The organism is Streptomyces sp. NPDC046308, from assembly GCF_055588065.1.
Genome location: NZ_JBVJFB010000001.1, coordinates 481435 through 495125 on the forward strand (window position 1 = coordinate 481435; position 13691 = coordinate 495125).

Sequence of the window (13691 nt, forward strand, 5' to 3'; positions counted from 1 at the left end):
ACGGGCACGTCCCGGCGAGTTCAATGCCGGACATACGCGGCAAGATCGGCATAGAATCCCCCAAGCAGTCGGGAAGAACTCGGAGGCCGACCCCCCGGAGAAGTCTGTGCGTGACGCTCCCGACACCTCGATGAGCCCGCCCCCTCCCCCGGGTGGCGAACCGCTCGTGCGCCTGCGCGGCCTCGGCAAGCGGTTCGGCGGCACGGTGGCCCTGGCCGCGGTCGACCTCGACATCCACCGGGGCAGCGTCCTCGCCCTGCTCGGCCCCAACGGCGCCGGGAAGTCCACCCTCATCAAGGTGCTCGCCGGGGTCCACCACGCCGACGAGGGCGAGGTGAGCGTGGCCGGCCACCCGCTCGGCTCCCACGCCGCCGCCCGGACCATGTCCTTCATCCACCAGGACCTCGGTCTCGTCGAGTGGATGACGGTGGCCGAGAACATCGCCCTGGGCACCGGCTACCCGCGCCGGCACGGACTGATCTCCTGGCGGCGCACTCGGGAACGCTGCGACGAGGCCCTGCGGATCGTCGCCGGGCACCTGGACGCCGACGCCCGCATCGCCGACCTCGCCCCCGCCGAGCGCTCACTCGTCGCCATCGCCCGCGCGCTGGCCACCGACGCCGAACTCATCGTGCTCGACGAGCCGACCGCCACGCTCCCGGCCGCGGACTGCGCCCGGCTGTTCGCGGTCCTGCACGCCCTGCGCGACCGCGGACACGGCATCCTCTACGTCAGCCACCGCCTCGACGAGGTGTACAAGGTGGCGGACACCTTCGCCGTCCTGCGCGACGGCCGCGTGGTCGAACACGGTCCTCTCGCCGGTTTCGGCCCCGCCCGGCTGGTGCGCGCCATCGTGGGCCACGAACCGGCCGCCCACGCGCCGACCGCGCCCCGCCCCGCCGCCGGCCGGCCCCTGCTGAGCCTCGACCGGGTGCGCACCGCGTACGCCGGACCGGTCAGCCTGGACCTGCGGGCCGGGGAGGTCCTCGGCATGGTGGGCCTGACCGGCGCCGGTCACACCGACCTGGGTCGCGCCCTCGCCGGCGCCCGGCCGATGCTCGGCGGGCGGGCGCTGCTCGACGGCCGGCCGTACCGCCCCCGCCGGGTCTGCGCCGCGCTCGACTCCGGCGTCGGCTTCGTGGCGGGCAACCGTCAGGAGGAGGGCTGCGCCGCCGAACTGACCGTTCGGGAGAACTTCCTGGCGAACCCCCGGGCGGCCGGTGTCCCGGCGCTGCGGTGGACCGGCCCCCGGCGCGAGCGCGCCGAGGCGACCGCCCTGATCGACCGCTTCTCGGTGCACCCCCGCGACAGCGAGGTGCCGATCGCCACCCTGTCCGGCGGCAACCAGCAGAAGGTGATGGTCGGCCGGTGGCTCCGCGGGAACCTGCGCCTGCTCGTCCTCGAAGAGCCGACCGCCAGTGTGGACGTCGGCGCCAAGGCGGTGATCCACCGGCTGCTCGACGACGCGCTGGCCTCGGGGCTCGCGGTCCTGCTCATCTCCACCGATTTCGAGGAGGTCGCGGAGGTGTGCCACCGCGCGCTGGTGTTCGTCCGCGGGACCGTGAGCGCCGAACTGACCGGTGCGTCCCTGACCGTCGGCGAGCTCACCCGGACCGCCTCGGCCATGCCCCCGATCACCGGGACCGCGAAGAGCCGATGACCCGATCCCCCTCGCCCCGCCCCCTGCTGGGCCACCTCCGCGGGCACCTCGTCGGCGGCTACGGTCTCCTGGCCCTGGCCGTCCTGCTCTTCCTGGTCTTCTCCCTCACCCTGCCGGATACCTTTCCCACCCGGGACAACATCTCTTCGGTCCTCTCCAACCAGTCGATCCCCGCCCTCCTGGCGCTCGGCGCGACGGTCCCGATCGCCGCCGGCAAGTTCGACCTGTCGATCGGATACGGTCTCGGCCTGGCGCACGTGCTGGTGATGCAGCTCATCGTCAACGAGGGCTGGCCCTGGCCCCTCGCCTGCCTCGTGGTGGTCCTCGGAGGGGCGGTGTCGGGCGCGGTCAACGGCCTCATCGTCGAATTCGGTCGGATCGACTCGTTCATCGCCACGCTCGGCACCGGCAGCATCATGTACGCCTTCTCCGGCTGGATCACCGACGGCGGCCGGATCGTGCCCGGCCCGGACGGCCTGCCGGCCGCCTTCACCGGCCTCTACGACTCCCGGTTCCTCGGCCTGCCCGTTCCGGCCTTCTACGTCCTCGCCCTCACGGCCGTCCTCTGGGTGGTCCTGGAGCGGCTGCCGCTCGGCCGGTACCTGTACGTCATCGGCTCCAACCCGCGCGCCGCCGGCATCGTCGGCATCCCCACCCACCGCTACTGCGTCTACGCCTTCACCACGTCGGGTCTGATCGTCGGCTGCGCCGGGGTCCTCCTCGCGGCGCAGCAGCAGACCGGCAACCCCAGCGTGGGGCTGGAGTACCTGCTGCCCGCCTTCGTCGGCGCCCTGCTCGGCGCCACCACGATCAAACCCGGCCGCGCCAACGTCCTCGGCACCGTCGTGGCCGTCGCCGTCCTCGCCATCGGCCTCGCCGGCATCGGACAGCTCGGCGCCCAGTTCTGGGCCACGCCGCTGTTCAACGGCGGCACGCTGCTCATCGCCGTCGGCCTCGCCGGCTACTCCGCCCGCCGCCGCCTGCGCTCCGGCGCCACGGCGGCCCGCCGGTCCCCCGCGGAGCGGTCGGCCGCACCACCGCAGGACAGCCACCCGTAGCAGACCTCGTACGCGCACCCGCGCCAGGAGCACCGTGTACCCGAACCGCAAGACCACCCCCACGGCCGCAGCCCTGCTGGCGGCGGCCACGGTCCTCGTCGCCGGCTGCGGGAGCGGCCCGTCGACGGGCGCCGGGCCGTCCGAGACCGGCTGCCCCGCCGCCCTCGCGAGGGCCGAGGCGGCCGTCGGGCAGGCCGAGAAGTCCGACGCCGCCTGGCACGGCCCGACCGACGGGCCCTCGGCGGCGTCCGGCAAGACCCTCGTCTACGTCGCGCAGACCATGACCAACCCCGGTGTCGCCGGCGTCGCGCAGGGCGTCGAGGAGGCCGCGAAGGCCATCGGCTGGAAGCTCCGGGTGATCGACGGGGACGGCACCCCCGCCGGCATCCAGGCGGCGCTCAGCCAGGCCATCACGCTCAAGCCCTCGGGCATCGTCATCGGCGGCTTCGACCCTCGGCTGACCTCCCAGCAGATGGCGCGGGCCGAGGCCGCGCACATCCCGGTCGTGGGCTGGCACGCGGTCGGGTCGCCCGGCCCGAGCGAGCAGCCCCGGCTCTTCACCAACGTCACCACGAAGGTGGAGGACGTGGCCCGGATCAGCGCGGACTGGATCATCGCCCGGTCCCGCCGCGACGCCGGAGTCGTCCTCTTCACCGACGACTCGATCCCCTTCGCCAAGAACAAATCCGAGCTCATCCGCCGGGAGCTGGCCACCTGTTCCGGAGTGCGCCTCCTGACGACCGAGAACATCCCCATCCCCGACGCCGCCGGGCGCACCCCGCAGGCGGTCTCCTCCCTCCTCTCCCGCTTCCAGGACGACTGGACCCACTCCGTCGCCATCAACGACCTGTACTTCGCGGACGCGGCCCCGGCCCTGCGCGCGGCCGGAAAGCCGCCGGCCGGACCTCCCTTCAACATCGGCGCGGGCGACGGCGACCCGTCCGCCTTCCAGCGGATCAACAGCGAGCAGTTCCAGGCCGCCACCGTGCCCGAGCCGCTGTCCCAGCAGGGCTGGCAGATCGTCGACGAGTTCAACCGGGCCTTCGCCGGCCGGCCCGCCAGCGGCTACGTGGCCCCCGTCCACATCGCGACGGCCGACAACAGCCACGGCGCCACGTCCTGGGATCCGTCCGGCTACCGCGAGGGGTATCTGAAGATCTGGGGCAGGTGACGCACGCCCCCGGCCACCGCCGGGGGCTGCGGCGCGGCCTACTGATACGGGTCGAAGGGGATCCCCGCCGGCTTGGCCTCGGCGAGGTGAGAGGCGAAGGAGTCGTCCCTCAGCCCGAAGTGCGCACTGCCGAAATCGGCCTGGCTGAGCTTGTCGCGCAAGCCGGCGGGGTAGCCCGACCATCCGACGAGCGGGGGGAACTGCCAGGTGCCGCGATGGTTCTCGGGCGGCTCGTCGTTGGTGTTCGCCGCGCGGAAGCAGTGCGTACCGACCCCGTCCTTGTGGTACACGATCTTGGGGTGGGTGCCGTCCCAGCGGATCTGGTCGCGGGTGTGGACGTTGAAGTCGCCGTGGGCGGAGGTCGCGACGTACTTGGCCTCGTTGTTCTGGATCCACACCACCACGTGTTCCCAGTCGTGGCGGTGGCCCCCGAGGGAGATGCCGGCGAGCGCCTGGTCCTTCTCGAAGTAGAGCGCGTAGACCACGGCGCACCAGCCGTTGTTGCACTTCCAGCGGGAGTAGCCGTTGGTGTTCTGCAGGTCCGAGGCGTCCCGGCAGCTGCCGTTGAGGGCGCCGGTGGGTTTCAGGCCGCCGTTCAGGTCCCCGCCCGGGCCTATGGCGGGGGTCGGGTAACAGCCGTCGGTGTCGTAGTCGTAGGCGGGCTGGAAGGTCCGCTCGATCGCCTCGGCCTGGCCGGGCAGGGCCGGGGGCGGGGCGGCGAACGCCACCTGGGGGATGCCGACGACCAGCGCGAGGGCTGCCCCGACGACCACGGTTGATCTCCGGATATGACGGTTCGTCCGCAAAACGGGCTCCTGACCGGTCGGCTCGACGAGGCCTGGCGCATCCGGCCGCCTTCGGCCGACACGCCCGGAGCATCATTCGCGCACCGCGGTCGGCACGGCAAGAGCCCCGGCGACCCCTCTTTCCGCCTTCGAGCCGGACTCAACAGCGTTGCGGACAAAGCTATGTGACTGAATGTCAGGACACGTGGCGGTCCGCCGCCTCACGACCGCGCACCCGCCCGCCCGGCCGCCCGCGCGGAAACCGCGTGAGGTTCCGGCCGGTCCCTGTTGGATGTGTGGCATGACGAACCCCTGGCGCGAGCGCCGGAGCCGGGAGCGCGGCACTCCGCTCCGATACGTGGTGGTGGAGGAGCGGGACCACGGCCCGGAGGGCCGGGGCGTCCCCTACGCCCGCGGGTACGACCTGCCGGCGAAGTGCGCGGACGTGACGGGGCTGTTCGCTACGGCTCCTGCGCGGCGGCGCCCCGGCTCTTCGAGCCGCGGAAGCGTCCGGAGCCGGTCCGGCTCGGGCTCATGGGCTGCGACCCCGACGCCCCCATCCTGGCGCGGCACTACGGCACCACCCGGCTGGAGACCATCGCCGTCGACCGTGCGGGCCGGGTCATGACCGGTCGGACCGCCGAGGCCTGCATTGCGCGCTGGGAGAGGCGCTGGGCGGCCCCGGCGCTTCCTACGGACGGTGCTGGAACTCGCTGTTCGACTGCCTGTCCGGCGGTTTCGGCGCCGTTCCGCCCTTCACCCTGGTCCCGCACGACTTCGAGGTGGCCCGCGGCGCCCTGGCCGCTGAAGGGATGACCGCGGACTCCTACGCCGAGGAGGTCGTCGGACTCCTCAGGGGCTTCGGCGCGACCGTGGAACTCCGGTAGGGAGGGTCATGTCCCGACGGCGTTCATCAGGACGATGGCGACGAGGTTCAGGAGGATCACCGCGATGACGCCGCCGATCATGATCCAGGCCCTGCGTGATTCGTCCATGCGTACGAGTCACCTCCCGGCTCGCTCGGCCGCACCCTCGCGGGAGGGTTCCGTCGGCCCTCCCGCCATGATGACCCCGTTCCGCGCGTGCCACAGGTCGGGCACCCCGACCGGGTGGTGACCGGTCAGGCGACCCAGGTCCCGGTCATGCCGACGACCGCCGAGCCGTCCTGGTCGGCGAGCTTGTTGCCGGTGAAGTCCCGGGCCCACTGCGAGGTCTGGATGCGGAAGGCGGGCCGCTCCACGGTCAGCGCCTCCATCACGGACTCGGCCGCGCCGGCCGGGGTCTGGGCGCCGTCCAGGAACTGGCCGACCGTGCGCTCGACGTAGTGGCGCAGCGCGTCGGCGTACGGGCCGGCCGCGGCGATCCGGCCCTCGATGTCGAGCCCGATGTTGTTGACGAACTCGGTGGCCACGGCGCCCGGCTCGATGACGGTCACGCTGACGCCGACGGCGCCCGCGACGGGGGCCAGGCTCTCCATGTACCCCTCGACGGCGAACTTCGCGGCGCAGTACGCCTCGTTGAAGGGCTGGCCGATGACGCCGCCGACACTGGTGACCGTGATCAGGCGACCGCCGGTGGCCCGCAGGTGCGGCAGCGCGGCCTTGGAGACGTTCAGCACGCCGAAGAAGTTGACCTCCATGACCTCGCGGACGTCGGCGACGGTTTCGAGTTCCAGGGTGCCGACGTGTCCGGCGCCCGCGTTGTTCACGACCGCGTCCAGCCGGCCGTAGTCGGCGATCACGCCGTCCACGGCGGCGGCGACGGAGGCCTCGTCGACGACGTCGAGCCGGCGGATGTCGAGCTCGACGCCCGCCTCGGCGGCCGCCTTGCGCAGGGCGTCGGCCTTGCCGGTGTCACGCAGCGTGGCGATCGTGCGCCAGCCGGCCCGGGCGGCGGCGATGGCGGCCGCCAGGCCGATACCGGAAGAGGTACCGGTGATCAGGACGGTGCGGAGGGAGGCGTCGGGGGTGGTGGGGAGGGTCGACATGACGGTCACCTTTCACGGAACGTGATTTATGTGCGTGCACACACACCATAAAGTTATGTGCGTGCGCACGCAACCTCTAGACTGCCGACATGCCGAAGAAGCTCACCGAAGCCGAGATGTCGGCGGCCGACCACGCCTTCTACGGGCTGGTCTGGGCCGGCACCACCATGACCGACCGCGTCGACCGCGCCCTCGTGAAGGCCCACGACCTCCCCGTGTCCTGGTTCGAGGTCATGCTGTGGCTGGCGTCCAGCCCCGAGCCCGTGCCCGCTTCCGTCCTCGGCAACAGCACGCTGCTCAGCCGCAGCCAGGTCTCCCGCGTGGTGGACGCCCTGCAGACCCGGGGCCTGGTGACCCGCACACCCTCCGCGCGTGACGCCCGCTCGGTGGAGGTCGCCCTCACGGAGGCCGGACGCACGCTCTTCGCCGAGGCCGACGCCACCCGGCGCGAGGCCTTGGCCCCGGTCTTCACCGACCTCCTCGACGAGCGGGACCTGGAGGCGCTGGGGACCGTGTGGCGCAAGCTCAAGGCCGAGAAGGGCCGCCTTCAGGGCTGAGGGTGGCGGCGGCCGCGAAGAGGCGGGCGCAACGCCGGGTCATGGCCTCCGGGGACTGCTCCGGGTGCTTGACCCACCACCGCACGAGGGTGGCGACCAGGTCCCGCCAGACGTACTTCAGCGCGTCGGCGTCCAGCGGGTCGGTGGAGCCGGCCGCGCGCAGCAGGTCGGCGGTGCCGCCGGCGGCGAGCCCGTCGATGACCGCTCGGTACTCCGAGGCCCGGCGGGCGGCCTCGCCGCCGGCCGGCAGTGTGGTGTCGTACAGCACGAACCACGCCTCCCGCTGCCCCTCCAGGGCGGCGAAGATGCCGTGCAGCACGCGCAGGGGCGTGTGCGGCTCGGTCCCGTCCGGGCCCATCGCCGTACGGATCGCGTCCAGCAGCCGGTCCCCGACGGGGACGAGGCAGGCGACGTACAGGTCCTCCTTGGTCCCGAGGTACTGGTGCAGCAGCGTCTTGGTGACGCCGACGCGCGCGGCGATCGCGGGGAGCGACGCGGCCGCGTAGCCGTGCGTGCCGAACTCCTTGGTGGCCGCCTCCAGCATCTGCCGCCGGCGGTGCTCCCGCGGGACTCCTTTGGTGCCGGCCTTCGAGGACGGGACCGCCGGGACCGGTGGAGCTGGTGGGGTTGCCATGAGCGGATATTATCAGTAGGTAATTTACCGCTAGGTAAATTACCTCGACCCTGGAGTGCACCATGACCGGCACCACCGCGCGACCGATGTCCCGTGCCCGCTCCTGGTGGGGCTGGGGGTGGGCCGACGCCCATCCCGACGACGCCGAATGCGCCGCGATGGGCGCCCTCCTGCCCGGTACGCTCGCCCGCCCGCTGCCCGTGCCCCGGGTGCGGGACCTGGGCATCGGGAGCTCCGCCGCGCAGCCCCCGCGGAGCCTCGCCCGGCTGGTCACCGCCGATCCCGCGGACCGGGCCGCCCACGCCATGGGCAAGGCGTACCGCGACGTGATGCGCGCCCTGCGCGGGCGGCCCGGCCGCATCCCCGACCTCGTCGCCCGCCCCCTGGCCGACCGGGACGTGGCCGACCTGCTGGACTGGGCCGGCGAGCGGCGGGTCGCCGTCGTCCCGTACGGCGGGGGCTCCTCGGTCACCGGGGGCGTGGAGTACCGCGGCGACGAGCACCGGGCGGTGCTGTCCCTCGACCTGACCGCCATGGGCCGCGTCCTGGAGGTCGACGCCGCGGGCCGCTCCGCCCGCATCCAGGCGGGCACGCTCGGGCCGAGCCTGGAGGACCAGCTGCGGCCGCACGGCCTCACCCTGCGACACTTCCCGCAGAGCTTCGAGTTCTCCTCCCTCGGGGGGTGGCTCGCCACCCGGGCCGGCGGCCACTACGCCACGGGCCGTACGCACATCGACGACTTCGTGCAGTCGATGCGCGTGGTCACCCCGGCCGGCACCGGCGAATCCTGGCGGCTGCCCGCCTCCGGGGCCGGCCCCTCCCCCGACCGCCTGTTCCTCGGGTCCGAAGGCGCCCTCGGCGTCATCACCGAGGCATGGGTCAGGGTGCAGGAACGCCCCCGCCACAAGGCCTCCGCCGCGGTCTCCTTCGCCGACTTCCACGACGCGCTCCGGGCGGTGCGCGCGCTCGCGCAGTCGGACCTCTCCCCCGCCAACTGCCGTCTGCTGGACGCCGGTGAGGCCGCGCTGTCGGGCGCGGCCCAGGACGGCTGCGCGGTGCTGGTGCTCGGTTTCGAGTCCGCGGACGAACCGGTGGCCGGCCGCCTCGAACGGGCCGTCGCCCTGGCCCGCTCGCACGGCGGCCGCGCCGAGACGGCGAAGGGGTCCGGTGACACGGCCGTCGACGCCTGGCGTTCGGCGTTCCTGCGCATGCCCTACCTGCGGGACGGCCTCGCCAGGATGGGCGCCGTGGCGGAGACCTTCGAGACGGCCGCCACCTGGGACCGGATCCCCGGCCTGATCGACGCGGTGCGCACCGAGGTCGGCGCGGCGGCGCTGAAGGCCACCGGACATCCCGCGACGGTCAACTGCCGCCTGACGCACGTGTATCCGGACGGTGCGGCCCCGTACTTCACGGTCCTCGCGGCCGGCCGGCCCGGCGACGAGGTCGCCCTGTGGGACGACCTCAAGGCCGTCGCGGGCGAGGTCCTGCACCGTCACCGGGCCACCATCACCCACCACCACGCCGTCGGCCGGGACCACCGCCCCGCCTACGACCGCCAGCGGCCCGAGCCCTTCGCCCTCGCGCTGCGGGCCGCGAAGGGGGCGCTCGACCCGCACGGCATCCTCAACCCCGGCGTCCTGGTGGACTGACCGGTCCCACGGGCGGCGGGTGGGGCCGGGTCCGCCGGGGGGCGGACCCGGCCCTCGGGCCGGCGCGCGCGGTCAGACGCGGTCGGCGGCGATCAGCACGTACTGGAAGGAACCGTCCTTGTAGGACTCGATGAACGCCTCCTCGATGCCGGTGACCAGCGAGGACGTGGCCCGCAGCTCCCAGTAGGGCAGCGTCTCGGGCGTCAGGTCGATGACGGCCTGCGGTACGAGACGGTTGTCCGCCATCGCACGCAGGTACTCACGGCGGGAGTGGATGTTGCACTCGAAGTGCGCGTTGATCTGCGAGACCCACTTCGAGGGCTGGCCGTACCGCGGGTTCCAGCAGCCGGTGATGGTCACGTAGCGGCCGCCGACCGCGAGGACGCGGGAGTGCTCGGCGAAGAGGTCGTGCAGGTCGACGTACATGCTCGACTCGTTGTTCCACGAGCCGGCGGCCTGCCCGGTCTCGAAGGGCGTGTTGAGCATGTTGCAGACGCGGGCGTGGACGTGGTCCTCGATGCCGAGTTCACTGGCGCGCCGGTTGGCGAAGTCGGCCTGCTTGGCCGACAGGGTGACGCCCTCGACCTTGCATCCGAAGCGCTGGTGGGCCATGACCATGGAGCCGCCGCGGCCGCAGCCGGCGTCGACGAGGGTGTCCTCCCGCCGGATGGGTCCGAGGTGGTTCAGGAGGACCTCGGCCTGCGCGGACTCCAGTCGGTGGAGCTCGGCGACCAGCTTCTTCTCGTACTCGCTGTCGCCGGCGTCGCCGAGGGCGGCGTGGTCGACGTCGCCGATGCCGTAGTGGTGGTGGTAAAGGCCGTCGACGTCGCCGAGCCGCAGGTTCACGGGCCGGGCCTCGTTGTTCCAGTACCGGGCGATGTCGCCCTGGTAGGGCGTCGCCGGGGAGGGGATGATCACGGAGGGGTCCGCGGATGTGGCGGTGGTCGCGGTGGTGAGATCGGTGCTAGTCACGGATAAGTCCATCCTTACCAGAAGTCGGGCAGGCTGTAGCGATAGGTGTTGGTCTGGTGCCAGTAGTGGTTGCCGTCGACCCATACGGCCACGCCCCGCAGGAAGCGCGACACGCTCGGTACGGGACAGCCGGCCGCCAGGGCGGCGGCCTCGGCTTCGAACTCGTGCATGAGGTCGTTGTGGACCTCGACCGCCTTCAGGTAGGCCTCCTGCTCGGACACGTCCTCGCGTTCAGCGATCACCACGGGCAGGTTCAGGTGCCGGCCGGGGCTGGCGAGTTCCTTGGTGTAGGAGTACAGGTCGTTGACGATCGTGGTGGCGTTGCCAGCGAGCGCGATGACCCGCTGCATGGCGGCCTGCGCGTGGAGGTCCGCGGGCAGTTCGTAGCCGCCCACGGAGTCGGTGATGGTGGGGCAGGGGCGGAAGTTGTTGAACTGGCGCATCGCCAGGTACTCCCACACCTCGGGCACGTGGTCCGTCTGCGCCCAGGCCGCCTCGGCGAGGTACCCCATGTGCAGGCGGGCCATGTCGTGCCGGAACCGGTCCGCCTGGGAGGCGGTGGCCATCCGGAGGAAGTACTCCATGGCGGAGCGGTAGGCGCGCCGCGGCGCGTCCGAGTGGAGCGACCGCGCCCACTCGGGCTGGTACTCCTTCGTCGTGTGCAGGGGGTCGAGGGCGGTGTGCGCCAGCAGGAGGCGCCCGCCGAGGCCGATGGGCGAACCGCCGTGGTCCTCGCAGTAGCAGTCGTCGACCGCGTTCTCGGCCACCATCAGCCGGGTGGCGAGCATCAGGTGCTCGATGCTGGGGGCGTCCGGGTGACAGGCGACCATGTAACGCCCGACGGAGAATCCGTCGAACTCGCCCTCCCAGTCGTCGGGGTACAGGTCGACCTCGTCCACCGCCCATTCCTTGATCCTGCGGCTGACCTCCTCCACCCGCGCGGGATCGGGCTCCGGGATCGGGTGGTAGTAGAGGCCGGGGATCGGATGGCCCGGTACCGGCTCCGCGGGCGCCTCGGGTGCCGCGGCCGCGATCGGCTCCCCGGCCCGGGCGGCCAGGTGCAGGCTCGCCGTGCCCAGCCCGCTGGGTCCGCGCAGGATCCGCTCCAGGGCCGGGCTCGCCTGCCGCGCGGCGGCGGGACCGCCGTCGGGTACGGATCCTGCCGCGGGCACGTGGACGGGCACGTTGACCGGCGCTTCTACGGAGACTTCGGCGGGCACGGCGCCCACCGCGGGTACGGCGCCGGCGGCCTCGACACCGGAGGCCAGGGCGTTGGCGAAGAGGTGGGCCCCGAAACGGGCCGCAGCGGCCGGCAGGCTCGACTGCAGAGGGGAAGGCCCGGGCTCGGGCATCCGTGGCTCCTTGAAGGATGGGTGGGCTGTCCCGGACCGCCCCGGGCGCGCTCGGCCGACCCGGGGCGGTCCGGGCCGGCCCGTGGCGGGCGTCGGGGGCGACGGGGGTGGTGGTCGCGCAACGTCCTAGTCGCGCCTGCGGGCGATCTGCACGTTCTCCAGCACGCCGAGCGCGTCGGGCACCAGGATCGCGGCGGAGTAGTAGGCGGTGACCAGGTAGGAGATGATCGACTTCTCGTCGATGCCCATGAAGCGCACCGACAGGCCGGGCTCGTACTCCTCCGGCAGGCCGGTCTGGCGCAGGCCGATGACGCCCTGGTTGTCCTCGCCGGTTCGCATGACCAGCACGGAGCTGGTGTTCTCCTTGCTGATCGGGATCTTGTTGCAGGGCAGGATCGGGACCCCGCGCCAGGCCGGGACCTGCTGGCCGCCCACGTCGACGTGGTCCGGGTAGAGCCCGCGGGAGTTGAACTCGCGCCCGATGGCCGCGATCGTCCGGGGGTGGGCGAGGAAGAACTTCGAGCCGCGGCGACGGCAGAGCAGCTCGTCGAGGTCGTCCGGGGTGGGCGGGCCGGAGTGGGTCTGGATCCGCTGCTTGAAGGCGGCGTTGTGGAGCAGGCCGAACTCCCGGTTGTTGATCAGCTCGTGCTCCTGGCGCTCGCGCAGCGCCTCGATGGTGAGCCTGAGCTGCTCCTCCGTCTGGTTGTGCGGCCCGTTGTAGAGGTCGGCGACCCTGGTGTGGATCCGCAGGACGGTCTGCGCGATGGAGAGCTCGTACTCGCGGGGCTTGAGCTCGTAGTCCACGAAGGCGCCGGGCAGTTCGGCCTCACCCGTGTGGCCGGCCGACATCGCGATCTCGGCCTCGCCGTGCTTGTTCTGCCGCTGGTGCGGGAGCGAGCTGAACCGCTGGACGTGGGCCTGGAGGCTCGGCGCCCCGGACAGCACGGCGGCGAACTCGGCGCGGGACAGGGTGAGCAGGGTGCCGGGGGTCTCGGCGGTGGCGGTGTAGTCCCATGTGGCGTCGGCGTCCAGCAGGGCGTTCTCGCCGAACTGCTCGCCGTCGGCGAGTACGGCGACGGCGACCGCGTCTCCGTACTTGCCGACGGAGGTCTGGCTGATCCGGCCGTGGGCGATCAGGTGGATCTGGTCGGCGGGGGTGCCGCGTTCCACGAGCACCTCGCCGGCCCGGAAGTCGCGCTGGACGCACCGACCGGCGATCGCGGCCAGCACCTCCTCGTCCTCGAAGCCGCGCAGCAGGGCAAGTTCGCCGAGCTCGCGGGGGATCACCCGGACGTCGCCGCCGTCCTGGATGAACTCGATGCGTCCGTCGCCGACGGTGTAGCTGAGCCGGCGGTTCACCCGGTAGGTGCCACCCTTGGTCTCCACCCAGGGGAGCATCCGCAGCAGCCACCGGGAGGTGATCTCCTGCATCTGCGGGGCGGACTTGGTCGTGCTGGCAAGGTTTCGGGCGGCGGCCGTACTCAGGCTGGACTGCTGGGTCGGTTCCAGCTGTGCTTCCGGGCTCGTGTCAACAGTCATCGGTCGAGCTCTCCTTCGTAAGGGCGGCGATCGGCATACGTGCACGTCACCGGTGAAAGAGGAAAAAGAGGGGGAAATATTCGGGAATCCGTCCAGATCCCGGGGAACACTAACGGCGGGTACGCGCGGCGGACCCTGACACGCCGTCGTCATTACCTCGATGCAGTGATCTTGACCGGCACCACGTTTGCCCGCCCGACCGACGAGATCCAGCCTGGTCCGGACCGCCACGGGTGCACAACGGGCTGGAAGCTCACGTGATCACCCGACGGGAAATCGGGGGCGCGGCGACTCGGCGCGCTCGCCGCGTGGGGCGTCCCGCCC

The 13691-nt window shown here is 72.4% G+C and carries 12 protein-coding genes; 6 read left to right on the forward strand and 6 right to left on the reverse strand.

Annotated features, from left to right (window positions below):
• Window positions 1-106: 106 nt before the first annotated feature.
• The 3 genes from ACZ6JT_RS02265 to ACZ6JT_RS02275 are packed head-to-tail and all read left to right on the forward strand — an operon-like array spanning window position 107 to window position 3889.
• Window positions 107-1660, forward strand: a complete 1554-nt coding sequence (locus tag ACZ6JT_RS02265; RefSeq protein ID WP_469206282.1) for a sugar ABC transporter ATP-binding protein — start codon at window positions 107-109, stop codon at window positions 1658-1660.
• Window positions 1657-2718 (forward strand): ABC transporter permease, encoded by a 1062-nt coding sequence (locus ACZ6JT_RS02270; protein ID WP_469206284.1) that lies wholly within the window; start codon window positions 1657-1659, stop codon window positions 2716-2718. Before ACZ6JT_RS02265 ends, ACZ6JT_RS02270 begins: the two co-directional genes overlap by 4 nt.
• Window positions 2719-2752: 34 nt before the next feature.
• Entirely contained in the window at window positions 2753-3889 is a 1137-nt protein-coding gene (locus tag ACZ6JT_RS02275; RefSeq protein WP_469206286.1) for a substrate-binding domain-containing protein, read from the forward strand.
• A 38-nt stretch (window positions 3890-3927) separates the two neighbouring features.
• Here ACZ6JT_RS02275 and ACZ6JT_RS02280 read toward each other — a convergent pair whose 3' ends face one another.
• Window positions 3928-4662: an NPP1 family protein gene (locus tag ACZ6JT_RS02280; protein ID WP_469206288.1), complete on the reverse strand. Its 735-nt coding sequence runs from the start codon at window positions 4660-4662 to the stop codon at window positions 3928-3930.
• A 551-nt stretch (window positions 4663-5213) separates the two neighbouring features.
• Here ACZ6JT_RS02280 and ACZ6JT_RS02285 point away from each other — a divergent pair.
• Window positions 5214-5561, forward strand: a complete 348-nt coding sequence (locus ACZ6JT_RS02285; protein ID WP_469208135.1) for a barstar family protein — start codon at window positions 5214-5216, stop codon at window positions 5559-5561.
• Window positions 5562-5794: 233 nt separating this feature from the next.
• On the opposite strand, the gene ACZ6JT_RS02290 is transcribed toward ACZ6JT_RS02285, so the two are convergent.
• Window positions 5795-6661, reverse strand: a complete 867-nt coding sequence (locus ACZ6JT_RS02290; RefSeq protein WP_469206290.1) for an SDR family oxidoreductase — start codon at window positions 6659-6661, stop codon at window positions 5795-5797.
• 89 nt (window positions 6662-6750) lie between these two features.
• Between ACZ6JT_RS02290 and ACZ6JT_RS02295 the strand changes: the two genes are divergently transcribed.
• Window positions 6751-7218: a MarR family winged helix-turn-helix transcriptional regulator gene (locus tag ACZ6JT_RS02295; RefSeq protein WP_469206292.1), complete on the forward strand. Its 468-nt coding sequence runs from the start codon at window positions 6751-6753 to the stop codon at window positions 7216-7218.
• Here ACZ6JT_RS02295 and ACZ6JT_RS02300 read toward each other — a convergent pair.
• Window positions 7187-7852: a TetR/AcrR family transcriptional regulator gene (locus ACZ6JT_RS02300; protein ID WP_469206294.1), complete on the reverse strand. Its 666-nt coding sequence runs from the start codon at window positions 7850-7852 to the stop codon at window positions 7187-7189. The two genes, ACZ6JT_RS02295 and ACZ6JT_RS02300, sit on opposite strands and share 32 nt — an antisense overlap.
• 62 nt (window positions 7853-7914) lie before the next feature.
• Between ACZ6JT_RS02300 and ACZ6JT_RS02305 the strand changes: the two genes are divergently transcribed.
• The gene (locus ACZ6JT_RS02305) at window positions 7915-9504 is read left to right on the forward strand and encodes an FAD-binding oxidoreductase (RefSeq protein WP_469206296.1); all 1590 of its coding nucleotides are present in this window, start codon (window positions 7915-7917) and stop codon (window positions 9502-9504) included.
• A 72-nt stretch (window positions 9505-9576) separates the two neighbouring features.
• Here the strand turns inward: ACZ6JT_RS02305 and ACZ6JT_RS02310 are convergent, their stop codons facing one another.
• The 3 genes from ACZ6JT_RS02310 to ACZ6JT_RS02320 form a co-directional block, all read right to left on the reverse strand.
• Window positions 9577-10476, reverse strand: a complete 900-nt coding sequence (locus ACZ6JT_RS02310) for a geranyl diphosphate 2-C-methyltransferase (RefSeq protein ID WP_469206298.1) — start codon at window positions 10474-10476, stop codon at window positions 9577-9579.
• Between the two features lie 14 nt (window positions 10477-10490).
• Entirely contained in the window at window positions 10491-11828 is a 1338-nt protein-coding gene (locus ACZ6JT_RS02315; RefSeq protein WP_469206300.1) for a family 2 encapsulin nanocompartment cargo protein terpene cyclase, read from the reverse strand.
• Between the two features lie 126 nt (window positions 11829-11954).
• On the reverse strand, window positions 11955-13367 hold the full coding sequence (locus tag ACZ6JT_RS02320) for a family 2B encapsulin nanocompartment shell protein (RefSeq protein ID WP_376610556.1): 1413 nt from the start codon (window positions 13365-13367) through the stop codon (window positions 11955-11957).
• Window positions 13368-13691 lie beyond the last annotated feature (324 nt).

Excerpts from the sequence above, each read along its gene's own strand:
- ACZ6JT_RS02270 (WP_469206284.1), top strand. The coding sequence starts at position 1,657 with ATGACCCGATCCCCCTCGCCCCGCCCCCTGCTGGGCCACCTCCGCGGG.
- ACZ6JT_RS02290 (WP_469206290.1), bottom strand. The coding sequence starts at position 6,661 with ATGTCGACCCTCCCCACCACCCCCGACGCCTCCCTCCGCACCGTCCTG.
- ACZ6JT_RS02295 (WP_469206292.1), top strand. The coding sequence starts at position 6,751 with ATGCCGAAGAAGCTCACCGAAGCCGAGATGTCGGCGGCCGACCACGCC.
- ACZ6JT_RS02300 (WP_469206294.1), bottom strand. The coding sequence starts at position 7,852 with ATGGCAACCCCACCAGCTCCACCGGTCCCGGCGGTCCCGTCCTCGAAG.
- ACZ6JT_RS02305 (WP_469206296.1), top strand. The coding sequence starts at position 7,915 with ATGACCGGCACCACCGCGCGACCGATGTCCCGTGCCCGCTCCTGGTGG.
- ACZ6JT_RS02315 (WP_469206300.1), bottom strand. The coding sequence starts at position 11,828 with ATGCCCGAGCCCGGGCCTTCCCCTCTGCAGTCGAGCCTGCCGGCCGCT.
- ACZ6JT_RS02320 (WP_376610556.1), bottom strand. The coding sequence starts at position 13,367 with ATGACTGTTGACACGAGCCCGGAAGCACAGCTGGAACCGACCCAGCAG.